This window comes from Paenibacillus vulneris (assembly GCF_039543185.1).
Classification (GTDB): Bacteria; Bacillota; Bacilli; order Paenibacillales; family NBRC-103111; genus Paenibacillus_S; species Paenibacillus_S vulneris.
The window spans coordinates 105,563-129,229 of sequence record NZ_BAABJG010000003.1; the positions used below are offsets into that span (position 1 = coordinate 105,563).

The 23,667-nt window shown below is 51.7% G+C and carries 18 protein-coding genes; 10 read left to right on the top strand and 8 right to left on the bottom strand.

Annotated elements, in window-relative coordinates; genetic code table 11:
• Positions 1 to 5: 5 nt before the first annotated feature.
• Entirely contained in the window at positions 6 to 3,677 is a 3,672-nt protein-coding gene (locus ABEA66_RS01930) for a cobaltochelatase subunit CobN (protein WP_345585554.1), read from the top strand.
• A gap of 234 nt (positions 3,678 to 3,911) precedes the next feature.
• Positions 3,912 to 5,240 (top strand): PASTA domain-containing protein, encoded by a 1,329-nt coding sequence (locus ABEA66_RS01935; RefSeq protein ID WP_345585556.1) that lies wholly within the window; start codon positions 3,912 to 3,914, stop codon positions 5,238 to 5,240.
• A gap of 160 nt (positions 5,241 to 5,400) precedes the next feature.
• On the opposite strand, the gene ABEA66_RS01940 is transcribed toward ABEA66_RS01935, so the two are convergent.
• The 5 genes from ABEA66_RS01940 to ABEA66_RS01960 form a co-directional block, all read right to left on the bottom strand.
• A complete protein-coding gene (locus tag ABEA66_RS01940; RefSeq protein ID WP_345585558.1) occupies positions 5,401 to 6,528 on the bottom strand; it encodes a GNAT family N-acetyltransferase in 1,128 nt (375 codons plus the stop codon).
• A 93-nt stretch (positions 6,529 to 6,621) separates the two neighbouring features.
• A complete protein-coding gene (locus tag ABEA66_RS01945) occupies positions 6,622 to 7,086 on the bottom strand; it encodes a RidA family protein (protein ID WP_079912454.1) in 465 nt (154 codons plus the stop codon).
• A 65-nt stretch (positions 7,087 to 7,151) separates the two neighbouring features.
• The gene (locus ABEA66_RS01950; RefSeq protein ID WP_345585562.1) at positions 7,152 to 8,756 is read right to left on the bottom strand and encodes an N-acyl-D-amino-acid deacylase family protein; all 1,605 of its coding nucleotides are present in this window, start codon (positions 8,754 to 8,756) and stop codon (positions 7,152 to 7,154) included.
• 101 nt (positions 8,757 to 8,857) lie between these two features.
• The gene (locus tag ABEA66_RS01955; RefSeq protein WP_345585564.1) at positions 8,858 to 9,982 is read right to left on the bottom strand and encodes an alanine racemase; all 1,125 of its coding nucleotides are present in this window, start codon (positions 9,980 to 9,982) and stop codon (positions 8,858 to 8,860) included.
• Positions 9,979 to 10,644, bottom strand: coding sequence for a helix-turn-helix transcriptional regulator (locus ABEA66_RS01960; protein WP_345585566.1), 666 nt, complete (start codon positions 10,642 to 10,644; stop codon positions 9,979 to 9,981). Before ABEA66_RS01960 ends, ABEA66_RS01955 begins: the two co-directional genes overlap by 4 nt.
• Positions 10,645 to 10,812: 168 nt before the next feature.
• On the opposite strand from ABEA66_RS01960, the gene ABEA66_RS01965 reads away from it, so the two are divergent.
• The 7 genes from ABEA66_RS01965 (at position 10,813) to ABEA66_RS01995 (ending at position 19,610) form a co-directional block, all read left to right on the top strand.
• Positions 10,813 to 12,585, top strand: a complete 1,773-nt coding sequence (locus ABEA66_RS01965) for a cache domain-containing sensor histidine kinase (RefSeq protein ID WP_345585568.1) — start codon at positions 10,813 to 10,815, stop codon at positions 12,583 to 12,585.
• The gene (locus tag ABEA66_RS01970) at positions 12,582 to 14,159 is read left to right on the top strand and encodes a response regulator (RefSeq protein ID WP_345585570.1); all 1,578 of its coding nucleotides are present in this window, start codon (positions 12,582 to 12,584) and stop codon (positions 14,157 to 14,159) included. The genes ABEA66_RS01965 and ABEA66_RS01970 overlap by 4 nt, the downstream gene beginning before the upstream one ends.
• 100 nt (positions 14,160 to 14,259) lie before the next feature.
• Positions 14,260 to 15,597: an extracellular solute-binding protein gene (locus ABEA66_RS01975; protein WP_345585572.1), complete on the top strand. Its 1,338-nt coding sequence runs from the start codon at positions 14,260 to 14,262 to the stop codon at positions 15,595 to 15,597.
• A 598-nt stretch (positions 15,598 to 16,195) separates the two neighbouring features.
• Positions 16,196 to 17,071 (top strand): carbohydrate ABC transporter permease, encoded by an 876-nt coding sequence (locus tag ABEA66_RS01980; RefSeq protein WP_079912462.1) that lies wholly within the window; start codon positions 16,196 to 16,198, stop codon positions 17,069 to 17,071.
• A 103-nt stretch (positions 17,072 to 17,174) separates the two neighbouring features.
• Complete coding sequence (locus ABEA66_RS01985; RefSeq protein ID WP_345586305.1) at positions 17,175 to 17,963, top strand: carbohydrate ABC transporter permease; 789 nt, start codon at positions 17,175 to 17,177, stop codon at positions 17,961 to 17,963.
• Positions 17,964 to 18,013: 50 nt separating this feature from the next.
• Positions 18,014 to 18,889 carry a sugar phosphate isomerase/epimerase family protein gene (locus tag ABEA66_RS01990; protein WP_079912464.1) on the top strand — a complete coding sequence of 292 codons (876 nt, stop codon included), beginning with the start codon at positions 18,014 to 18,016 and terminating at the stop codon, positions 18,887 to 18,889.
• 145 nt (positions 18,890 to 19,034) lie between these two features.
• Positions 19,035 to 19,610 (top strand): LysE family translocator, encoded by a 576-nt coding sequence (locus ABEA66_RS01995; RefSeq protein WP_345585577.1) that lies wholly within the window; start codon positions 19,035 to 19,037, stop codon positions 19,608 to 19,610.
• A 57-nt stretch (positions 19,611 to 19,667) separates the two neighbouring features.
• Here ABEA66_RS01995 and ABEA66_RS02000 read toward each other — a convergent pair whose 3' ends face one another.
• From ABEA66_RS02000 to ABEA66_RS02010, 3 genes are all read right to left on the bottom strand, one after another.
• Entirely contained in the window at positions 19,668 to 20,483 is an 816-nt protein-coding gene (locus ABEA66_RS02000) for a class I SAM-dependent methyltransferase (protein WP_345585579.1), read from the bottom strand.
• Positions 20,473 to 20,949, bottom strand: coding sequence for a MarR family winged helix-turn-helix transcriptional regulator (locus ABEA66_RS02005; RefSeq protein WP_345585581.1), 477 nt, complete (start codon positions 20,947 to 20,949; stop codon positions 20,473 to 20,475). The genes ABEA66_RS02000 and ABEA66_RS02005 overlap by 11 nt, the downstream gene beginning before the upstream one ends.
• A gap of 228 nt (positions 20,950 to 21,177) precedes the next feature.
• A complete protein-coding gene (locus ABEA66_RS02010) occupies positions 21,178 to 22,752 on the bottom strand; it encodes a stalk domain-containing protein (RefSeq protein ID WP_345585583.1) in 1,575 nt (524 codons plus the stop codon).
• A gap of 289 nt (positions 22,753 to 23,041) precedes the next feature.
• Here ABEA66_RS02010 and ABEA66_RS02015 point away from each other — a divergent pair, with 289 nt between their 5' ends.
• Complete coding sequence (locus tag ABEA66_RS02015) at positions 23,042 to 23,665, top strand: C40 family peptidase (protein ID WP_345585585.1); 624 nt, start codon at positions 23,042 to 23,044, stop codon at positions 23,663 to 23,665.
• Positions 23,666 to 23,667: the final 2 nt, after the last annotated feature.

A 23,667-nucleotide genomic window follows, 5' to 3' on the forward strand; every position in this document is an offset into this window, starting at 1 on the left:
CAGCATTGAACATCATCGTTTTGACAAGCAACGAAATGATTCAGGCCCATCTGTCGGAAGCGTACAGGTCTTTGAACGACGATCAGCGAAGTCTCTTGAAGCTGAGCGTGATGAACCTGGATGGACGGCAAGCCTTTGTCTTGGATAGTGAAAAAGAGCGAAGCTTCGAGGAAGCAGACTTACTGCTCTTTGACGCCCACGGAGTCCGCAAAGAAGTGGTCGGACGCCTCTCCCGGTTTATTAGCAGCCTGACCGCTCATGTTGTGCCGGTAGGTAGCGATTCTTCCGATATTCGGGCATTAACGAGGCTTGGCAGCTTGAGAGCAGATGATCTGCCTATTCCGGCGCTGCGAAGCAGAGCGCATTCGATTGCTGAAGAGCTGCGCCAAGATTATTTGAGCTTCGTTTCCTTCAACGAATACTGGCGCGGCGGCGGAGCGGCCAATATGCTCGGTCTTCTTTGTATGGCGGGACGGGAATACGGCCATTGCGACATACTGCCGGAACCTGCCGAGCCGAACGTGCTGCAGGAGCTGTGCATTGTAGATCCGGCAACCAGAACCGCCTATTCCTCTGCCTCCGCTTACTGGAGCAGCCGAACGGCCAGCAGCAGGCCTGTTGTAGCTCTGTTCTTTCTAGGTAACGGCAATCCAGGGCTCTTTTCGGATTGTATCGGCCCGATCAGTAGTAAGATCGAGGAGTTCGCTGATGTTCTGCCGATTGCTTTTCCATCGGTTATGAATATTTCTGTGACAAAATTGCAGGAATTGCTGCAGGATGCGGAACGTCGCGTCAGCCTGCTCGTCAATTTCCTTCCGTTCCGCCTCGGTTCCGGACCAGGCGGTGATGCTAACGGTGAAGCCAAAGAGCTGCTTACCGTGCTTGGAGTGCCGATGCTTCATCCGTTTTTTCTATCAGGGATGATGCACGGGGAATGGGAGCACTCGGCTCGCGGTCTGAATCCTTCCCAGCTGCTTGTTCAAGTCATGCTGTCGGAACTGGACGGCAGTATTGAAACGTACCCGGTAGCGGCATTGCAGCGCGAGAGCACGGATCGGGAGCTTGGCATTGAACGTACCCGCCTGGCGTTGATTCCCGAAAGAACTGATAAGCTGATCGGCCGCATCCGAAGGTGGCTCCATTTGCAAGGCACATCAAACCGGGAGAAAAAGCTGGCCTTGATCGGCTACAACTATCCCCCGGGAGAAGGGAATGTGTTCGGCGGATCTTTTCTGGATACGTTCGAATCCTTATCCCGCCTGCTTACATTGCTAAAACAAAATGATTACGATGTAGAGGAAATGACCGCCGAGGAGCTGCATACGAGCTTCGTAGAGGGCGGGCTGGTGAATTCGGGGGTATGGACCGGCGAGCATGCAGCGTCTTCGATGATTCGCTTCCATGATTCCGATTTTCAGCGTAAGCTTCTAAGCAGAGTCTGGGGAGAGGGGGCTGTGGCACGGTGGGGAGAACCACCTGGCGACGTCATGTCGGAGGAGGGAGCATTTCTTCTGCCGGGGATCATCAATAAGAATGTGTTTATTGGGCTGCAGCCTTCACGCGGCATCCATGAGCATCCTGAGCAAGCGGTCCATGACCGGACGCTGCTGCCGCCGCATCAATATACTGCATTTTATCAATGGATCAGGGAAGAGTGGAAGGCGGATGCGTTAGTCCATATCGGTACCCATGGAACGCTTGAGTTTCAGCAGGGCAAAGAATCCGGAATGTCTGCTCATTGCATTCCTGATGATTTTATCGGGGAGCTGCCACATCTGTATTTCTACTATGTCGGCAATCCTTCTGAGGCGATGATCGCGAAGCGGAGGAGCCATGCGCTCCTGATCGGTTATCAAGCCCCGCCTTTCATGGAAGCCGAATTGTATGGAGAATGGTCGGATCTTGAAGCGCTGCTTCACGAATACCGAGCTGCCGAGCAATTGGACCCTGACCGGTGTGCCGCTATCCTCGCCAGAATGCTGGATAGTGCCAAGCAGCTCCATCTTAATGCTGGCGAGCCCGAAACCATCGAAGAAGAGCTGTATAGGATGAAACGATCGCTGATCCCAAGCGGACTTCATGTATTAGGGGAGGGATACTCTTCGGAGGAAGCCTCTGCGCATATGAGGTTCGTCCTGCGTCACGAGCGAGGTAGCATCCGTTCCTTGCGCGGGCTGCTGGCCGATCTTCACGGCCGGAATACAGAAGCAGGGGCAGCTGGTGGGGAGACCGAACTATGGCATGAGCTTGATCAGCAAGCAGAGGCGGTTGTCCAAGCCTACATAGATACCAGAGAGCTCCCAGAGTCTTACCGGGGTGCGCCAGCCGAATGGCGGGCAGCAATGCAGGAGTCGCTCGAATACGGTTATACATCTTATCAAGCCAGCAAAAGCAACAATGAGCTGCAGAGCTTGCTTAGAGCGCTTGAAGGCCGATACATTCCGGCGAAGCTGGCGGGGGATGCCCTGCGCTCACCGGAAGTGCTGCCTTCAGGGTACAACTTGGTTCAGTTCGACCCGCGAGCGGTACCAAGCCAGACGGCAGCAGAGAGGGGAGCGGCCACCGCGGAAAATTCCATAAGGCGGTATTACGACCAGCATGGCGAATACCCGAATACGACGGCAGTTGTATTATGGGGACTGGAGACCTCACGTACCCAGGGTGAAACCATCGGGCAAATCCTGCATTATTTGGGCGTCCGAATAGCTGGCGGGACGATGCGCACTTCCTATGACATCATTCCGCTTGAACAATTAGGACGTCCCCGCCTGAACGTTGTCGTTCAGATTACTGGAGTCTTTCGCGATATGTTCCCTAATTTGCTGGAGGATTTAAACCGTTTGTTCCAGCGCATATCCGAGCTGGATGAGCCGGAGGAAGAGAACTACTTTAAAGCCCGTACCTGCGAGACGGCGGCATCGTTAAGTCAGAACGGCTACAGTGCAGAAGAGATGGCGGATCTGGCGAGCGCTAGGATTTTCGGTCCGGCTGAAGGAGCATACGGCACTTCGGTGACCCGGCTCATCGAAACCAAGCATTGGAGCGGAGAAGATGAATTGGGCAAAGCTTACGAGGACAGCCAGCATTATGTATACAGTCTGACGCAGCGAGGCAGAGGAGAGCCGGAATTGCTGCGCTCTCATCTGAAGGCGGTCGATATCGTATCGCAAATCCGCAGCAGCCATGAGCATGAAGTAACGGATTCGGATCATTATTATGAATATTTCGGCGGCTTATCCAAAGCGGTAGAGATGGCTAAAGGCGGCAAGGCTGACATTCATATTACGGATACTACCGGCGAGCATGTTATTACAGAGGAAGCGGAGCGTGCTATTGCACGTGGTATACGAACCAGGCTGACCAATCCGAAGTGGATAGATGCGCTGCTGCTTCATTCTTATCATGGAGCGCAGCAGATCGCCAGACGATTTGAGAATGTGATGGGTCTGGCTGCAACGACAGGGAGTGTAGCTCCATGGGTATTCGAGCAGCTGAATGATGTGTATGTCAAGGATGAATCAAGAAGCCGACAGATGGAACAAAATAACAAATGGGCTTATCATACCATGGTGGAGACGCTGCTTGAAAGCCATCAGCGCGGCTATTGGAAGCCGGATGAAGAAACGCTGGATAAGCTGCGCAGGAAGTACATCGAGCTGGAAGGAAATCTGGAATAGCTCCGGTCTCTTCATCAACGATATTTCGGCCACAAGAAGGGGCCGACTTTTGCCAATTCGCAAAAGTCGGCTTTTTTGCCGTTTCGTTATATAATAGAATGGGTAATGTACTAAAATGCCTTCTTCTTCGCGCGCTAATTGTTTTTTTCGAGCATATCAACGAAAATCCGGACTAAAGTCCGAACTATATGAGTAAGATGGATAGGGTATTTAAAGAGAAAGGGGGCTGCTTTGATGGAAGATCGCATGGAGCAGAGATATGTACCCGAGCAACCGATCCTGCCGCTGGAAGGCGGGATGGTCTATATGGGAAAAGATTTATCCCTAAATCGAAAGGTTATTCTGTACTCTCTCGATATTCCGGACGAAGAGTTTGTTCGGACCTATACGCAAATGATAGGGGAAGCATCCCAGTTTACGGACAGGGCGTTTATTCATATTTTGGATACGGGATACAGCCGCGCAGCGAAGCGTTTAACCGCTGTTCTAAAGCCTTGTAATGGTACGCTGCTGATTACGGAGATCGACAAGAAGACGCTGGCTTTTGCAGAAATGATATCCATCGTGCACAAGCTGGCGTTAGGCATGCAAAAAGCGCTGGAGGAAGGCATTGTCGGTTTTTCCGTACGCCCGGACAATATATGGCTCGATTCGGAGCGTTATCCGGTGATTATGAATTATTGGGAGCAAGGAAAAGACAATGAGCGCGGGACATTCGGATTAAGCAGCTTGCTGCTGCAGATGCTGACAGGCTCCTCCACGGTACAGCTGCATTTGGAGGATGCTGGTGTCCAACAGGCTTTAAGAGCGGTGCCAAGCGAGCAAAGAAGCGTGCTTGTTCCGCTGATTCAGCAGGCGATGACGGAGGATGTTCCGTTAAAGCTATTCATCGCCCAGCTTGCCCGCATAGTCATAATGAGAAGCTCACAGAGCGCGGCAAGTACCGCGGAGCCTGAACCAAGTAAACGGCCTGTGTCGACGATCATGAAATCGCCGGCAGATGAGGTGCCTGCCCCCAAGAAGGCGGCCCAGTACGAAGAGCCTGTACGGAAGGCGACCCGAATCGTTGAGGAAGACGACGATGAGGAGGAAGAAGAGGAGACACGAAAGCTGACGGTAGGGAGCGTGATGAAAAAGCTGCTCTTTATCGGCGGGGCGATCGTCGTTATCGGGATATGCTCCGTGCTGATCCTGATGGGCTTGCTCGAGGCCTTGAAGCCGGATAAAGGCTATAGTCCTCCGAGCAGCAGCGCCGTTTCGGAGACGACGCCGACACCAACGCCGGAGCCTACGGCAACTCCGAAGCCGGATGCGCCAAAGGAGACGAAGCAGCCCGGTAGCGGCGAAGTGAAGCCTCCAGGCAGTCCGACCAAAGTGCCTAATTTCATCGGCATGACAGAGAGTGAGGCTCATCAGGCTGCACTGGCTGCCGGCCTGCATTACGAATTTTCTATGGAAAACAATGAGATGGAAAAGGGAAAAATATTTAAGCAAAATCCGCAGCCGAATGCTGATGCCAAAGCAGGCGACACCGTCGTTTTCTCGATCAGCAAGGGACCGTAACATTCGTTTAGAAGCCGTAACATTTGATAAAATGATAAAGCCCGATAAACCGCTGCGATGCGATTTATCGGGTTTTGTTTATAGAATTTATAGATTTCGGGGCTCCCCGCAAAGTACCTGAATCAGCTCCGAAGCAAGTGCCACACTTTGTGGGGCTATTTTAAGTATAGGCAAGTCCGTTTAGCTGCGGCAGCGGGATGGCGGTCCAGCCCGGCAGCTGCTTTGCATGCGCCGATTCCGGGTCGAACAGCAGAGAGACCAGCTCCTCTGCGGACAGCTCCAGGCTGACGCTTCCATCCGGGAGCGTCACGCGGTATTCGCCCTCCTGCAGGGCGGTGACTGCAGGAACAGGACTGCCGCTCGCGCGCAAATAGGGAGCGGCTTGCTCGAGCAGGCGCTCGGCGCTTACGACGAACACGGTTCCGCTGTTCGTCCCCGGCGTCGAGGCCAAGCCTGCTTCGCGCAGCAGCTGCATGAGCTCGTGCTCATGCCAGCCGACCGCAACCTTGAGCTCCGCAAGGTTGAAGCGCTCCACCGCGTCGGCGAGCATCGCGCCGACGGCTTCAGCCGGCCCGGCCCACTCGGTGGCCGCCGGCTGTCTCTTGCTGTGATAGCGGCCGGGGGCCTCGATCACAGCATAGCTGTCCACGCCGCCTCCCGCCGGGGCGGCGACGAGCACCTGCTGCGCCAGCTTCGTGCAGCTGGCGTGGGCTTCCGCACCGAGCAGCCGCTGCAGCTCGGTGACGTTTTGCGCGAACGCGACCTCACGGGCGTTCGCGGCAGCCTGCATCGCGAACGCGTCCGTCGGCGCGTGCGGGCGGACCGTGCGGCCGCTAATCCCCGCGGTTAACGAGCGCAGCCGGGCTGCGCCCTCGGCATCCAGCGTGAACCGCTCCGTGCGGCCGAAGTGATAGCAGTGCGCCCGCGTATACAATGAGCGGTCGCCCGAGATAAACACCAGCGAAGCGCCGGCCTGCTCGGCGTGCTGCTTGCACAGATCCAGCAGGCGGCCGGCAGTGCCTTGGCCGCGGTAATCCGGATGGGTGCATACCGATCCCATCGAGAATACGTTCAGCCGCGCATCGCCTGCTTGCAGAACGAACGGGACGAAGCCCATGAAGGAGACGAGCTTGTCACCGACGAAGGCTCCATAGGAATGGCTTTGCCCCGGCGAGAAAATAAGCGGGAAGGCGGTGCCCATCGAGACTTGCTCGGCATCGCGGAAAATGTCGTCCGCCAGCTGGACGGCCTGCTTCAATTCACTGCTTTGTACCAATCGAAATTCCACTTTGTAGCGCCTCCCAGTGAACTTTTTATTTTTGGTCAGTTAAGTATGCGATCATGGATGTCTATACTCCAAAGTATACTCGCCAGAGAGCGCTTAGTCGCGGATTTCCACGATAATTTCGATTTCTACCGGCGTATGGAAAGGCAGGTCGCTCGTTCCGATCGCGGAGCGGGCATGGCGGCCGTTCTCTCCGAATACTTCGACCAGCAGGTCGGAGGCGCCGTTCATAACATAGGGCTGGTCTCCAAAACCGGGCGCGCTGTTCACGAAGCCGAGCAGCTTGACGATTTGGACGACGCGGTCCAGGTCGCCGAGGTAGCCCTTCAGCACAGCCAGGCAGTTAATAATCACCTGCCGCGCGGCTTCTTGGCCCTGCTCGATCGTAAGGTCGCTTCCGACCTTGCCTTCGTACATCAGCTCACCGTTGATCCGGCAATCCTGCCCGGACAAATACAGCAGGTTGCCTGTACGTTTGCACGGAACATAGGTAAAGCGCGGCTCTGGGGATGGGGGAAGAACGATGCCCATCTCCAGTAATTTTTGTTCGACTTTGCTCATAAATGATGACCTCCAATGGCATTAGATTTGATCATGTAATGTTTCTTTGTATAAAGGAATAAGGACTAATGACTGCAGCAGTGATGCGCCCGGATCAGAACGCCTTCTTTGGCCTGGGTATGACGATGGCCGAGCAGCGTAGGCTTTCCGCCGACCAGCACATGCGAAATACCTGCCGGGTACTGGCGCGGATCCTCGAAGGTTGCGTTGTCCTGAATCGTTTCCGGGTCGAATACCGCAATGTCGGCGGCATAGCCGGGGACCAGCAGGCCGCGTTTGCCGAGCTTGAAACGCTGCACCGGGAATGAGGTCAGCTTGCGGACGGCTTGCTCCATTGTGAGCACCTTGTCTTCACGCACATACTTGGCAAAGACGCGCGGGAAAGTACCGTACAGCCGCGGATGCGGCTTGCCCGTCTCACAGGTCAGGCTGTCAGACGCAATCAGCGACCGCTCGTAGCCGATGACCTGCTTCACATCCTCATCGGCCATGTGGAAATAGACGATAGAGATGCGGCCCTGCTCTTCAAGCAGCAGATCCATCATGCAATCGGCCGGATGCTGGCCGCGTTCCTCGCTGATTTCAGCCAAGTGCCTGCCTTCAAGATGACGGTTCGCTTCATTGTGCACGGCGGAAATAAAGACGCTTTGCCAGCCGGTGGAGCACACCAGGTTATCCCAGTCCTGCTGCTCCTGTCCCAGCTCCTCGCGGATGCGTTGGCGTAAGCCGGGCTCCCGAAAGCGTTCAAGCACGCTCTCAATGCCCCCTTCCAGCGCCCATGGAGGGAGGATGGTCGTCAGCGACGTAGAGCCTGCGTTATAAGGGTATACGTCGCAGGTAACATCGAGCCCGCGGGAGCGTGCTTCCTCTATGAGCTCCATTGCTTCCAGCACCTTGCCCCAGTTGATTTTGCCTGCGGCTTTCAAATGGCTGATGTGCAGGGAGACGCCGGCCTTTTCGGCAATCCAGATGACTTCCTTGACAGAAGGAATCAGGTTGTTCCCTTCGCCGCGAATATGGGTAGAGAACAGACCGTTGTACTTGGGCAGTACGGAGCACAGCTCGGCGATTTCCTCCTTGGACGTGTAGCTTCCCGGTGCATACAGCAGTCCGATAGAGAAGCCGATGGCACCGGCCTTCAATCCTTCTTCCAGCATATGCTTCATTCGTATCAGCTCCTGCGAGGTGGCGGGACGATTGGCAAAGCCCATCACCGCGATGCGCAGCGCACCGTGTGCTACGTAAGTTGCGATATTTTCCGACGGGGATGATTTGGAAAGCGTTTGCATATATTGCTCGACGGTTTCCCACTGCCATTCCCAGGAGGTTTTCCCAAGCACCGGTTGGACATAGCTTTGCAGCAGCTCCGCCTGTTCCCGGACGAAGGGTGCGGGAGCGAGCCCGCAGTTGCCGACCACCTCGGTTGTCACACCTTGGCGAATTTTAATCTCGCTTAGCGGATGGTCCAGAATCATCAGGTCGGAATGGCAGTGGCCGTCGATAAAGCCGGGGGAGATCACCTGCCGATGGACATGAATCGTCTCATGCGCTTCCATATCCAGCTGCCCTACAGCTGCAATTTGCCCGTCTTTGACGCCTACATCCCCGATAAACCAGGGGTTGCCTGTTCCATCAACAATACGTCCGTTTTTCAAGATTAAATCCAGCATGCGTTATGTAGCCCTCCTTAAGGCATTGTTTATTTGGAATATTCAAAATTTTCCGACGAAAAAAAGCGGAGTCTATGCGAATGCGAGCAACCTGAAAAGTGCTACTCCAGCATTCCCCGCCCCAGTACGTCGAATGGTACAAGCTGGTCTCCTTGCTGGAAAAAGACGCGATTATGCAAATTAACGGTACTGCAAATATGATTAGGAATAATATGCAGCCGGTCCCCAACCTTCAATCCGGCACGCTGTGCGTCAGGACCGAGCCGCAGCATGCCGTGCTCTTCGGACATTCGCTCCAATATGGCGTCCTCCAGGCCGACGACATGGCCGAAGCCTTGGAGTAGGAGCGGCTCGGTGTTAGGCTGCACATCGGTCGCGAACGTCTTGCTGCCGCCGTCGATGACGGCCAGATCGGCTGATGGACGGCTCACGACCGTGACGAGCACGCTGCCTGCACAGTCCTCTATCCCGCAGACGCCAAAGCGGGCTTGCATCCGATCCTGAAATACGTAGGTGCCCGGGCGAATTTCGGTAACGCCTTCAACGGCTGCAGCGTATGCGCCCGTCGGGGTGGAGCCGACGCTGACATCGGTAATAGGAATGCCTTGGGACCGAATACGGTCAGCGAGCTCGACCATCAACCGGCCTTCCTCCTCACCGGCGCTTTTCAAATCCAGAGTGGGCTTCTTGTTCATCAACGCACCGCGGAACGTGTAGATACCGGTAAGGCGCAGAGCTTCCATCCCATGGATGCGGGCAGCCAGAGTCAGGGCATTCTCGTACAATACTCCCGTCCGCCGCAAGCCGGTATCGATCTCCAGCCGCACATTCAGCGTATGTCCGAGCCTTGCAGCCGTTTGTGACAGCAGCAAAGCGCCTTCCTCGCTGTCTACGCCGAGAATCAGGTCGATTTGCTTGCTCAGAGCTGTGGCGCGCTCGATTTTGGATTCGGTGACAAGCGGGTAAGCAATGAAGATGCTGGTGATTCCGTGCTGCGCCATCACTTCAGCCTCGGAGACTTTGGCTACCGTAATGCCTACGGCTCCCGCCTCGATTTGCTGGTGCGCTACGTGGGGCATCTTGTGCGTCTTGGCATGGGGCCGCAGGCGGACTTGATGCCGGCGGGCTGTATGCGCCATGCTCTGAATGTTGTGCTTCATGATCTCATCCTGGATGATGATACAGGGCGTTTCCGGTACAAAGGACGAAGCAACGGTAGGGTTCATGCTTCCTCATTCCCTTCTGTTTCCAGTAGTGTTTTGCCTTCCTCCAAATAGTTGTACAAGGTATACTTGGATATATTCAGATAGCCGCAAATTTTTTCTCCGCCTTTTTTAACCAGGAAGGCTCCTTTGCGGTCGAGCAGCTGAATCATCCTCATCTTGTCTTCCTTGGTCATGACAGCGACCGGCTTGCCGATCTGCTCCTGCGCTTCTTGAATCAAGGCATCCAGCAGATCGCTGACGTTGCTGACGAACGATTCCTTCACCTCAGTCTGCAATCCGGTGGAGGTGAGGGATTGAAGTGTTTTCTCCGCCATCATCAGCTCGGTAATATCAAAATTAATGCACAGCGCTCCGACCGTCTTGCCTTCGCTGTTCTTCATGTAGATGGAGGTGGAGCGAAGAATGCGGCCGTCTTTGGTCTGGGTTACATAATTGAACTTGTTGCCGTCCACATGATTGCCGCGGAGCAGCTCCAGGCCAAGATTCGTGCCGGGATCTCCGACCTTTCGGCCGGTAATATGACCGTTCTCGATCGCTGTTATTGTGCTTTCATACGAGCCCGTCAGGTCGTGCAGCACGACCTCGCAGTTGTCGCCGAATTGAGCGGCAATTCCTTTCACCAGGCTGTTCAGAAATTCGGCTTCCTCGCGAATATGCTCCATAACGAAGGGCGTCTCCTTTCTCCCGGTCATCCGGGGACCTTTCTGAGAACGATAGTATCACAACCTTTTCAAAAGTCAAACAAAAAGTTTGTTTAAAAGAAAAAAAGTATGGTAGTATACGATGGAATGATGTATGCGATTACAAAATGAAGATGCCTGGGGGAATCTATGATGTGGCGCTGGTTCGGGAAATCGTTAAAACGAAAAATGTCCCTGTTTTTGCTGCTGGCGATTCTGCTGCCTTTGTTATTAACCGGGGTCGTCTCTTATACGATCGCCACCTCCATTACGGAGGACAAGGCCAAGCAGTCCGGGATGAACACGCTGCGGCAGATTGGGGGTAAGCTGGATTTTATTATCGAGGATGTGGAGAGCATGTCCTTGTTCATTATCGGGCAGCGGGATATTCAAGCCTACTTGGATGATGAAAAAGAGGATGTCGTCCGGTTCACCTTGAACGTCGGCTTTTTAACCAATCTGGCCTTTTCCAAAAAGCATATTTCGAACATTACGATTACAAGCGACACAGGAAAGCCTCCGCTTTCCAACACAACCGTACTCCAGTCTGGGCTTCCCGAGGTGCTGAAGCAAAATGAGCAGATTTACCACAGCAGCACGCGATGGTGGACGCCCCTGTACGAGAATCAGACGACGGAGGGCTTGAAGAAGGTCATCTCCCTTGTGCGGCCTGTTCGCAGCACCAACAATTTTAAGAGTCTCGGAATGATTTCCATCAGCGTTGACGAGGCTGAGATCGCCCGGTATTTGACGGAAGCGGGGTGGGAATCGAGCGGCTTCGTGCTCCTGCTGGATCAGCAGGGCCGAGTATTATCGAGCGGCAAGCCCGAGTGGCTGAATCATATGATTACGGATCTGTTTCCGGATATGGGGGAGATGGAGGAAGACAGCGGCATTCTGAATTACGGGACGGGGAAGGAGCAGAAAACGATTCTGTATTATACGATCCCCGGACAGCGGTGGAAGCTGGTCGGCTTTATCCCGACCCAAATTTACATGAAGCAGAACGGCTATGTGCTGATGGTAACGGCCGTAGCGGTTGGTCTTGCTTTGCTTATGGCGGCCGGACTTGTCATTTATTTTCTGCAATGGGTAACACGTCCGCTGACCAAGCTGACCCAAAATATGAAGGACATCAATCCGGATGAGCCGATCCCTCACTTTGAGGTGCGGAGCACGGATGAGGTCGGCCTGCTGCTGCGCAGCTACAACAAGCTGAGCGACCGTATCCAGCGTTTGAAGGAGCAGGTGCAGAAGAACGAGGCGATGAAGAAGGAAGCGGACATTCAAGCGCTGCAGGCGCAGATCAATCCGCACTTTTTGTACAATACGCTGTCGTCGATCCATTGGATCGCGCTGATGAATAAGGACCGGCAAATTGCCGAAATGGTCGGCGCCTTGAGTGATTTTCTCCGATTCAGCCTGAATAAGGGGGAGGAATTTTGCCCCGTCCAGCAGGAGGTGGCTCACGCGCAAAACTATGCTTATATCCAATCGATCCGTTTTCCGGAGCAATTCGAAATCGAGTTTTTCATTGATCCTGCCATGCTGCAAACCCCGATGCTGAAGCTGCTGCTGCAGCCATTGATCGAGAACAGCGTCATACACGGGATTCAGAAGAGGAAAGAAAAAGGCTACGTATACGTTCACGGCGAGCTGCTAGGAGCATCGCGGATGAAATTTGTGGTGGAAGACACGGGAATCGGCATGGAGCCGGCCAGACTGAGGGAAATCCGCAGAAACATAAAGGCGGAGGATACCCGAACGGGGATGCTTAAACCAAGAGTCAGCTACGGACTGCGCAATGTCCATCAGAGGCTGCTCCTGCATTACGGCCATGAATCGGGGCTAGAGATAGACAGCGAGCCGGGAAAAGGAACGAAAATCTCGTTCACCATTCCGATAGGGGAGGAATTGACATGAGAATTTTGATTGTAGATGACGAGGTGATCATCCGCACCGGCTTGTGCACGGTGATCGACTGGAAGGAGCTCGGGATGGAGCTGCTGCCGCCGGCCTCCTCTGCGGAAGAAGCGCTTGAGCGGGTTCCGGTGGAAAAGCCGCATATTATACTGACCGATATTCGCATGTCCGGTATGGACGGAATCGAATTGGCGCATAAGGTAAAAGCCATACTGCCTGACACGGAGATTGTCATTCTAACGGGCTATGACGATTTTACTTATGCCCAGCAGGCGCTAAGGGAAGGGGTTACGGATTATTTGCTTAAGACGAGCCGTCCTGAGGAAATCATTAAGGCTGCGTTGAAGGCAAAGCAGCGCATTCTGGAGAAGTGGGAGGCGCTCAAGCAGGAAACGGTCCAAACGGCGGCACTGCGCAGCCAGCTGCTGGAGCAGTTGATTATACAAGGGTTGGAACAGGAGAGCATTCCTGAGCAATTGCGGGTCTGGTTTTGCAAAAACGGCTTGCAGCAGCCGCAGGGCAAGACTGCGCCTATGAGGGTTATGCTCGTATCTGCTTTGGGCTGGGGGGATAACCCGCTTGCAAGGCTTTTGCTTGGTGCCGCCGAAAATATGCTGTTCGAGCTGCTCCCGACTGTCACGCTGCTTAAGAAGGACCGGATCGTGCTTGTGCTGCCTGCAGCGCCTGACATAGCGGACCGCGAAGTGCTGGAGCGTGCGCTGCTCCGGGTGGAGCAGACGTTGAAGTGCACCGTCTATGCAGCGGCGGGCTGTGCCGTTAACGACTACGCCGGGCTCAAAATGTCCTATCTGGAGGCGGAGCATGTGTTTTCTTTCCGGGGATTGGCCGGGGAGCGAGGGCTGTATACGATCGATGAAGTGAAAGACCGCAAAGGAGGCAGGACCGTGTGCTCCCAGAAGGAGGAAGCCGAGCTTTCCGCCATCCTGATGAGCAATAATCCGACGGAGCTGCGGCACTGGGTGAATCAGAAGGTACGTTCCCAAATGGAGGACGCATCCGTGACGGCGTCGTCTTTGCAGGCTTATTTGCAGTCGATCCTTTTATCCGGGCACCGGTGGCTGGAGAGGGCTGGTTCGTGTGCCGGGGATTTGGCAGGCGGTCAAGAGCATGGACGTTCACAGCCTGCCGCCCATTTGTTTACCTGGGAGTCACCTGGCCAGCCTGAAGAAGATGTATTCCGGCTGCTGTCGGGAATGATGTCCGCTTATCATGAGTCCTTGGCGGAGAGCAAGTTCTCTTACATTCATAAATCCATCGCCTATATCAAAGTTAATCTGGATAAGAATTTATCGCTTCAGCAGGTGGCGCAGTTCGTCCATTTGAACCCGAACCATTTCAGCGAAGTGTTCAAGAGAGAGACGGGTCTTAACTATATCGAGTTTGTAACCCAGGAACGGATGAGGCAGGCGGCCGAATGGCTGCAGGGCTCTCAGGCCAAAATCAGCGAAATCGCCAACCGCGTCGGTTATGAGGACATCAAATATTTCGGCCAGCAGTTCAAGAAATACTCGGGACATACCCCTTCGGACTATCGCCAGCTGTCAAAAGGCTGAAAAAATTCCCCCATCACTCCGAAGTCTCTCCCGTTTTGCATGCCGGGACTGTCCCCTATACTTAAACCTGTAAAGAGAAGACCAAGGAGGGTATAACAATATGAAAAAAGCGGCGGCGGCAGCACTCACAGCGGTTATGGCAACGGCTCTTCTGGCCGGCTGTGGTTCAACCGGTACGGACGGCAAAGCGGCTGGAGACAGCGGCAGCAAAGATAAAGCGCAGGCCAAAGTAAAGCTTTCCTTATGGCATAACTACACGGGCGACGATCTTCGTGCCAAAAACATGAGAGCGATTATGGAGCAATTCAAGAAAGACCACCCGAACGTGGACCTGGATATTCAGGGGATTCCGCCCGATGGCTATAGAGCCCGTTTGAAAACGGTTGCTGCGGCAAACGAAATGCCGGATTTGTTCGTCATGTGGCCTGGGGTTATGACCAAAGAGTTCGTAGGCGGCGATCTGCTCCAGCCGATCAATGCGCTGCTGGACAGCAAGCCGGAGTGGAAAAATGGCTTCCTGCCGAATTCCTTCGATGATTTCACTATCGATGGCAAAACGTACAGCGCTCCGATGGGATTGTCCCCAACGTCGATTCTTTACTATAACAAATCGATCTTCGATAAATATGGCGTGAAGCCGCCAAAAACATGGGATGACATGATGAGTCTCGTGGAAACGTTCAAAAAGAACAATATTACGCCTATAGCGCTGGGGAATAAAGCGGCTTGGCTGGCCCAGTCTAGTATTTTAAGCTCGCTGGCCGATCGTGTTACCGGCTCCGAATGGTTCTTGAACGCCGCCAATCAAAAAGGCGCGAAGTTCACCGACCCGGAATTCATTCAAGCATTGAGCTACCTGCAGCAGCTCGGCAAAGCGGGAGCGTTTCAGGAGGGCTTCAACAGCATCGACAATACGCAAATGGAGCAGTATTTCGCGCAGGGCAAGGCGGCGATGATGATCGACGGCGGCTGGGCGTTGACGAATCTTGCGGCGAGCGCATCCAAAGAAACGTTGGACAACATGGCCGTCACCGTACTTCCGTCCGTGCCAGGCGGCAAAGGCGATCCGAACTCGCTGTCCGGCGTTGTCGGCACCGGTCTCGGCATGAGCAAGAAAACAACCGGCGCAGCCAAAGATGCGGCTTATGAATTGATCTATGCGTTATCCGGCCCTGCCGCTCAAAAGTCCACTCTGGAGAGCAATCAGCTGGTCAGCTACAAGGTAGAGCTGGATAAGACGAAAGTATCTTCCTTATTCGCGCAAGTCTATGAAATGCTCGGCAAAGTGAAAAGAACGCCGGTATACGACGGGGTGCTGAGCTCTGCGGCAGCGGATGTAGTGAACAATGGCTTGCAGGAGCTGCTGATGGGCAGCAAGCCGGAGGATATCGCCAAGAAGATTCAGGAAGCGCAGGCGAAATCGGTGGGAGTCAAATAATGTAGCAGGACAGCAGATGGCTCCAGTCTTGGCGAAAGGCTGGGGCCATTGGTTTCTCTGGAGCGAATCAGCTGGTGAGAAGCCTTGAACACTTGAAATATGGCTAGTATACCTCCGGTGAGATATGCCCCTCCAGCCGCTGTTGTTATCAGGAAATTTCAATTCTTAATTTTATAAGGGTATTTTCCTGATAACAAAGGCGGACGCTTTCGCTCTTCCGAGGCATATCTCACCTCCGTTTTAGCCAATTTCGCGGGGAAGCAGGCTTCTCAGGCCGAGTATCGCCCTCACGCGAAACTACATTTATATTTAATAGGTCAGTTTCGCGTTTGCGAAACTAGGCTTGGCGGTAAGCCCTACTTTATTTGAAAATTTAAGGTAATAGGTGGGGGATCCCCTGCAGGAGCGATAGCGACCGCCTTTGTTATCGGGAAATCACCGCTAAAAAAGGCGGATTAAATAAATATTTCCCGATAACAACAGCGGCCGGAGGGGGATACCCCATCGGGGTAAAATTAAATTTCATAAATTAGGGTTTCTCACCGCCCACGCCAACATAGCCAGTTTCGCTAACGCGAAACTTTTTAGGAGGGAAGTCATGACATCAGCGGCACGCATACGGGGGTTCATAACAGTTGCGCTTCTTCCGGCCTTTGTGCTATACGCTTTTTTTGTTATCATACCGGTGTTTTGGTCCGCTTATTACGGTTTTTTTGATTGGAAGGGGATCGGAGCTGCGAAGTTTATCGGCTTCGACAATTATGCGGAGGTCATCAAGGATCCGATTTTTTGGAAGTCGTTCAAAAACAATATGCTGATCGTGGCGGCATCCGTATTCGGCCAGGTGCCCATTGCCTTGGTGCTTGCCATTGTACTATTGAAAAACACGCTGTTTCAACGTATGATCCGCGCCTCCATTTTTATGCCGATGGTGCTTTCATCCGTAGTCGTAGGGATTATTTGGGGCTATATCTATCATCCGCAAATTGGGATTTTGAACTTTTTGCTGGAAAACCTGGGTCTTGCCTCGTGGAAAAAAGCATGGCTCTCCGATCCGAAAATTTCGATGTATGCCATCATGGTGCCGATTATTTGGAATTATATCGGTCCGTACATGATTATGTTCATCGCTGCGCTGCAAAACATTTCCCCGGAAATTGACGATGCTTCGCAGATCGACGGTGTCGGTCCGGTGCGCAAGCTGTTCGTCATTACACTGCCGATGATTTGGGATACGATCAAGGTTGCGGTCGTTCTATGTATTTCCGGAAGCTTGAAGGCGTTCGACTTGATCTACGTGATGACCGGCGGCGGTCCTGCTCATTCCACGGAGCTGCTCGCTTCTTATATGTACAATAATACGTTCAACGTGTTCCGTTATGGCTACGGCAGCGCCGTGTCGACGGCGATCATTATTCTGAGCTTGGCCTTGATCGTAGGAAGCCAATATTTGATGAAGCGGGAAACGAGATAAACGAATGGGAGGGAATACGATGGAATCCGGATATGCAGTGAAGACGACCGCCTTCCCTCAAGGGCAAACCGGGCAAAAGGTAAAGAGGGGCTCCATCAACATCATGCTCACGCTTTACGCTTTAGTTACGCTGTACCCGTTATTTTGGTTATTCATGAGTGCGTTCAAAAACAATGAGGAGTTTTTCTCGGCTCCTTTTTCATTACCGTCGCAGTGGCATTGGGATAATTTCAGCCGCGCTTGGGAAGTATCCGGTATGGGCGTTTCGCTCATTAACTCTACCATTGTTACTATTGCTTCCTTGGTGCTTACTCTGGTGCTTGGAGCGCTTGCAGCTTATGTATTGGCAAGATTCGAGTTCAAGCTGAAGCCTCTGATGATAGGACTTTTCCTGCTTGGCATGCTGATTCCCATTCACAGCACGCTGGTGCCGCTATTCATTATTATGAAAAAAATCGGGCTGCTGGACAGCTACGGGGCGTTGATTTTGCCCTACACCGCGTTTGAGCTGCCGCTTGCTATATTCGTAACCGCCGCTTATTTAACCTCTGTTCCCAAAGAAATTGAGGAAGCTGCGCTAATGGACGGAACCGGGTACTGGGGCATCTTTTTCCGTATCATGCTGCCTCTTAGTATTCCTGCGTTGTCTACCGTCGCTATTCTCGCTTTCTTACGATTCTGGAACGATTTTGCGTTTGCACTTGTGTTTATCAGCAAGCCCGCTCTGAAAACGCTGCCGCTCAGTCTCTCGGTGTTCGCTACCGGCTATTCCACGGATTACAAGCTGACGATGGCCGCATTATCCATTGCCGTGCTGCCGACGATCATCGTGTTCCTGCTATTTCAGGAGCAGATCATGAAAGGAATGACGGCAGGGGCCGTAAAGGGGTAAAATGGAATCGAAGGAAAATAAAATCAAGGATAAGCAGGGAGGAACGGAGCATGGCATTGTCCAATCGTATCGGCGTTATTGTCGACAGCTTTGGTATCGGTGTGCGTGAAGGCTTGAAAAAGGCGAAGGAGGTTGGCGCCGAAGGCGTGCAAATTTATGCGGTGAGCGGGGAGATGGACCCGGCTGCTTTGTCGGCGGATGCGCGAAGAGAGCTGAAAGCTTATATCGCTTCTCTCGGTCTTGAAATCTCTGCTCTATGCGGCGACCTCGGCGGACATGGGTTCCAGGATCGTACGGCTAATGCGGCCAAGGTGGAGAAGTCGAAGCGGATTCTGGATTTGGCGCTTGAGCTTGGTACGAACATCGTGACCACGCATATCGGGATTGTACCGGAGGACGAGCAAAGCGAAGTCTACCACAGCATGCAGTCCGCCTGCGAGGAGCTCGGGCAGTATGCCAAGAGCTTGAACGCTTACTTTGCTATTGAGACAGGACCGGAGCGTGCGGCCCATTTGAAGCATTTCCTCGACTCGCTCAGCACGAACGGTGTTTCCGTCAACTTCGACCCGGCGAACATGGTCATGGTCACCGGCGACGACCCTGTCCAGGGGGTTCATTTGTTGAAGGACTACATTGTTCATACGCATGTCAAAGACGGCATCCGTTTCCGTGAAGTCGATCCGAGAGAAGTGTACGGCGCACTTGGCTTCGAGCCTATGGATCACGGCAAAATTGCGCAGATGGTATCCTCCGGCGAAATTTTTAAAGAAGTACCGTTAGGGGAGGGCAAGGTACCGTTCGACGCTTATTTTGCTGCCCTGCAGGAGATCGGCTACCAAGGCTATTTAACGATCGAGCGGGAAGTCGGCGCGCAGCCAGAGGCCGATATTCGCAAAGCGGTGGAGTTTATCCGCCGTTATAAATGAAGCTTTCATTAGTGATAGGTAAGAGATGAATCATGTATGGAGCGCCAGCTTGGCTTTGATGCCGGGCCTGGTGCTTTTTTGCGACGGATACAAATACCTTTCACCGTATAAATGGATATGAGAAGAGCTTGAAAGGAGCGTTCTCATGGACATGACATCTTTTTTGATTTACTGCGTGATTGCCACTTTTACACCGGGACCTACTAATCTCGTCATCTTGTCCACCGTTAACCATTTTGGGGCAAAGCAGGCCATGAAGTATTCGTACGGTGCAGCGGCCGGTTTTGGCTTATTGCTTGTGATTTCCGCTGTTCTGAATAACTTGCTAATAACGGTCATACCGAAAATACTAATTGCCATGCAGGTTGTTGGGAGCATATACATGCTATACCTAGCTTATCTCATGTGTAAATCGCATTCGTCCAATCCAACAGGAAACCAGACGGCTACCTTTTTATCCGGCTTTATGATGCAGTTTCTAAATCCAAAGGTAGTACTATTTTCATGGACGGTCATTCCAGCCTTTGTTATGCCCCATTACAGTACGGCTTCCGCTGTGACGGTAAGTATTGTGGCGTTAACCTTGATTGGCTTCTTAGCTTTTACAACATGGGTGCTTTTCGGTAGGGTCTTCAAATCGTTTTTTCAGAAGCATAATAGGATAGCAAGTGTTATGATGGCTCTATTATTGGTTTACGCCGCCCTCATGATCTGGCTGTAGCCAAGCTAATGCAGAGGTGTTATGTGTTGTAAGCAAATGAGGGCATGGTTTATAACCCTAACGATTGCTGCTGATAAAAATACCCGAGGATTTCTGAATGCGGATTTTGCCGTAGGATTGAGCCATCTTTTGATCAATAAATTGTTTAAATCGATTGGCCATCCCGGGGTCCAGAACAACCTGATCTGGGGAAAATCCATTCATAGACAATACATAGTTCACAATGGCATCGGACTCCGTTACCACCAATGAATCTTCATACAAATGAAGCTCTACATCGCTGAAATGCTCCAATAGCTGATCTCTTCCATTCTCAAGAGAAAAGCGGCTCTCAATGGAGCCGAGCACTTCATTGTACTTGGAGTTGGGATCGAACGCATTGACGATCTCTCTCATTTCCAGCATGTTCCGGTTGCCCACCGTACTAGCGTAGAAGGTGCCGTCCGTTTTTAAAACCCGCTTAATCTCCGATAGGGTTTTTTTTCTATCCACATGGTATAGCATATGATTGGCGATGACGATGTCGAAGACACCGTCAGGATAATGGAGCTGCTCGGCATCCATGACCACGAAGTGAAGTCTGCCTCTGAAATCATCCAGTTTTGCCCTGGCATCCTCCAGCATTCCGGAAGAAATATCCGTAACGGTAATATCCCAGTGTGTCGGAATCCGCTGGGCGTTCGCCATCCACAGTAACCCGTTGCCTCCCCCGAGCTCGAGAACCTTGGCGGGCTCCTTTAGCTTGAGCTGATCAAATATCCAACAGGGCCACGGGTATTTGTTCGTGCTGAACATACGGTTCATATAGATTCGTGCATTGAAATTACCTGGGTTCGCATACTGTTTTTGCTGAAGCTTTTCCTTATTCTCCATGATCATTAACCCCTTCCTGGGTGTTGGCAGTTGATGTCCGCCATGTTTCCATTGCATCGGCGTAACGTGTCAGACTATCGGCAAGTACCCGAATCTCATCATCGTTCCATTCCATAAGAATATGGGCCAGCCCATCGACACTTCTTTCGAAGAATTCCTTGAGCATCTCTTCGCCAATTTCGGTTAGGCAGATGAGACTTGATCGGAGATCATTCGGGTCGGAAATCACGGAAATCTGGTTTAATTGTTTCAAACTCTGAATTCGTCTGGTAATTGAGGAGGGATTCATTTGCAATTCTTTAGCTATATCCGTCAAGCGAATTTGCTCGCGGATTTTAACGAGCATCAGGATTTCGAACGTCACTCGATCCAGATCGGACCTTTGATCCTGTGCATGCTGGAACTCTTTCACTAGCTTCAGAGTTCCTAGAGCCAGCTTGCGCAGCTCATTGCGGCTCTTGGTCAAATTAAACACCACCCTAGTAAAATTAATTTATCTTGGTTGCTCTAAGTTTAATTTATTTGTTTGCACAAAGCAAATAATATTTTTTAAAAAAATGGAGCTACGGGATATATCAGGAAGCTCCATTAACAACGTACTCCATTTGTAAAAGTTTATTTTCAAACACAAATGCATCAGCCATTATTATTCGAAAGACTTTGATATTGAAGTGCAAATCTACAGTTCCTGAACTTATTTTCCTTTCGGATATGTGGTGAGCTTCACCGCATCATCGGCGATTTGATAGCTCAGATCAGCTTCAGCATACACAGTGCCTTGATATGTAACTTTCGTATAACAATGCCTAACTCCGAGAACATCTCCCCAGTGTTCCTGAGCATAGCCATTCATGAACTGCTTTTTGGCGTTATCCGGAAGCTGTTGAAATTGTTCCAATGCTTTTTGCGTAGGCAGGTCCAGAAGCATAATCGCCTCAGTTGGGTTTAAATGATAGGAATTGGGGGTCATTCCGTCAATCACCTTTTGTTTCAAGCTCTTTTTCAGTTCTGCGATGATAAAAGACTCATCTTTGTCAGCAGGGGCTTCACCATTATAGATGTCATTTTTGAAATACCCGCTGGAGACGGCCTTTCCCGATGCATCATATAAGGTTCCCATGCCTTCTGCTTTGTTATTGTAAACTTCACCTTCGTAGACCTGGCCATTGTCGTAATAAATTTTGCCTTCGCCAGTAAGTTTGTAGCTTTTGAAAATCCCCTCGTATTTCAAACGGTTGTTATCACCGTACATTTTACCGGCGCCATCGGGATGATCGTCCTTAAAATCGCCCTCATACCATAACGAATATGGCTGTTTTGGACTGTAAAGCTTGCCTTTGCCTTGCTGCTTTCCTTTGACGAATTCCCCTTCGTAGCTAAGATGCCCCGCCATGTAGGACTTACCTAGACCATCCATGGTGCCATCCTTAAACTCGCCTTCATAGAACAGGCTGCCATCTTCGAGATAGTATTTGCCCAGACCTTCACGGACATTGTTTACATATTTGCCTTCGTACTTAAGTTTGCCGCTAGCATAATTCAGCTTGCCATCGCCGTCCCTGGCCCCTTCCTTAAATGGACCCTCGTAGTAGGAGCCATCGTCATAAATCATTTTTCCTTGTCCTTGAGACAGATTATTTATGAATTGTCCTTCATAGTAAGATTTACGGTTATCCGGATCGTACTGCTTGCCGTATCCTTCCATTCGGTTCGCTTTAAAATCTCCTTCGTACCAAATCTCGTTTTTGTAGTAATATTTGCCCTTGCCATCCTTTACGTCTCCTTTCAAATCTCCTTCATAGCGAAGGTCTTTGGAGTACAGGATATCGTTGGTCTGGGATATAAGCGTTGGGTTGATTTGAATAATCTTCGTCTCGTTATCCCAGGCTACGCCTCGGCCTGTCGCCTCGCCTATAAATCGAAGCGGAACGAAGGTATATCCATTAATAATTTGCGCCGGTACGGGCAGCGTTTTGGCTTGGCCATTGACAACTGCCTGCGTTTGACCGATCGTCAGTTGAATGCTCCACCTATCTTTCTGCCCGGAGACGGTTTGGGTACTACCATCCCATGAGACTCCGATGCCTAATTGCTCAAAAATCGGGCGAAACGGCACCAGGGTCGTCCCCTCTACGATGGTTGGCGATTCTTGAAAGCTGATCGGTCGATCATCTACGTAAACCGTGATGGGCGAGTCCTGGGCGAAAGCAGCCGTAGTGGACATTAGCAAAGATGCGGCGATCAATGTGGCGCTTATACTCTTTTTCAAACAAATCTCTCCCTCAAACAAGTGAATGTGAAAATACAAAGTGATTTCTCTCTTCCATGTTTCGACAAAATGAGGGATATGCCTCTTTTTTACAAAAAATAAATGGAGCCTTCTCCCAGGTCTATTCAGACCTTTAGAGACAGCTCCTTTACTTAGGGCGGCATCAGCTCACGAACAGGCGGCATCCAAGTAGTTACCATATTTTGAGTGTACCCACCCGAAAAGATTGATGTTAAGGTTAAAACTAGGGAGGTATTACATTAAGACTAATACGACTTAGGAGGTTACAATGAAGAAATCTGTCATCTTGAGTTCCGCGTTAGCCATAAGTATTATGTTTTCTAGCGTTGCATCTGCAGCTACATATGATCAGTACTCGGCTAAAGACGGTGATACGTTCTGGACAATTGCCAATCAACAAGGCGTAAGTTTATCCAGTTTAGTGGAAATAAACCCCAACATTGATCCGAATAATATTTATGAGGGTCTGGTCCTAAACTTGCCCAATGGACATAAGCAAAACTGGGAAGCACAAGCGGATGCAATGATTGCCAAAGGAATGACCCAGCTAGGAGTTCCCTATGTATTTGGAGGAGATCAGCCGTACCAAGCATTTGATTGTTCCGGCTTTACTCAGTATATGTTTAGAGAGATTGGAATGGAGCTTCCTCATTCATCCTCCATGCAGAGCGAGCTAGGAGAGTATGTTCCAGCCGATCAGTTACGCAAAGGCGACTTGGTGTTCCTAAGTGGTACCTACCAAGCAGGGGTGTCCCATGTGGCCCTCTATATTGGCAATAACAAGATATTACAAGCTGGAACCATGGGAACAAGAGAAGTAAAAATCAGCACCTTATTCGGTACACCCTATTATGATTCCCATTATTGGGGAGCACGCCGTCTAATCAAATAGTT

Bases quoted from the DNA above. Each gene is read 5' to 3' on its own strand.
- ABEA66_RS01970 (WP_345585570.1), top strand. From the start codon at position 12,582: ATGAGAATTTTGATTGTAGATGACGAGGTGATCATCCGCACCGGCTTG.
- ABEA66_RS01955 (WP_345585564.1), bottom strand. From the start codon at position 9,982: ATGAACCCTACCGTTGCTTCGTCCTTTGTACCGGAAACGCCCTGTATC.
- ABEA66_RS01935 (WP_345585556.1), top strand. From the start codon at position 3,912: ATGGAAGATCGCATGGAGCAGAGATATGTACCCGAGCAACCGATCCTG.
- ABEA66_RS01980 (WP_079912462.1), top strand. From the start codon at position 16,196: ATGACATCAGCGGCACGCATACGGGGGTTCATAACAGTTGCGCTTCTT.
- ABEA66_RS02015 (WP_345585585.1), top strand. From the start codon at position 23,042: ATGAAGAAATCTGTCATCTTGAGTTCCGCGTTAGCCATAAGTATTATG.
- ABEA66_RS01960 (WP_345585566.1), bottom strand. From the start codon at position 10,644: ATGGAGCATATTCGCGAGGAAGCCGAATTTCTGAACAGCCTGGTGAAA.
- ABEA66_RS01975 (WP_345585572.1), top strand. From the start codon at position 14,260: ATGAAAAAAGCGGCGGCGGCAGCACTCACAGCGGTTATGGCAACGGCT.
- ABEA66_RS01950 (WP_345585562.1), bottom strand. From the start codon at position 8,756: ATGCTGGATTTAATCTTGAAAAACGGACGTATTGTTGATGGAACAGGC.
- ABEA66_RS01965 (WP_345585568.1), top strand. From the start codon at position 10,813: ATGATGTGGCGCTGGTTCGGGAAATCGTTAAAACGAAAAATGTCCCTG.
- ABEA66_RS01985 (WP_345586305.1), top strand. From the start codon at position 17,175: ATGCTCACGCTTTACGCTTTAGTTACGCTGTACCCGTTATTTTGGTTA.
- ABEA66_RS01945 (WP_079912454.1), bottom strand. From the start codon at position 7,086: ATGAGCAAAGTCGAACAAAAATTACTGGAGATGGGCATCGTTCTTCCC.
- ABEA66_RS01990 (WP_079912464.1), top strand. From the start codon at position 18,014: ATGGCATTGTCCAATCGTATCGGCGTTATTGTCGACAGCTTTGGTATC.
- ABEA66_RS01995 (WP_345585577.1), top strand. From the start codon at position 19,035: ATGGACATGACATCTTTTTTGATTTACTGCGTGATTGCCACTTTTACA.
- ABEA66_RS02000 (WP_345585579.1), bottom strand. From the start codon at position 20,483: ATGGAGAATAAGGAAAAGCTTCAGCAAAAACAGTATGCGAACCCAGGT.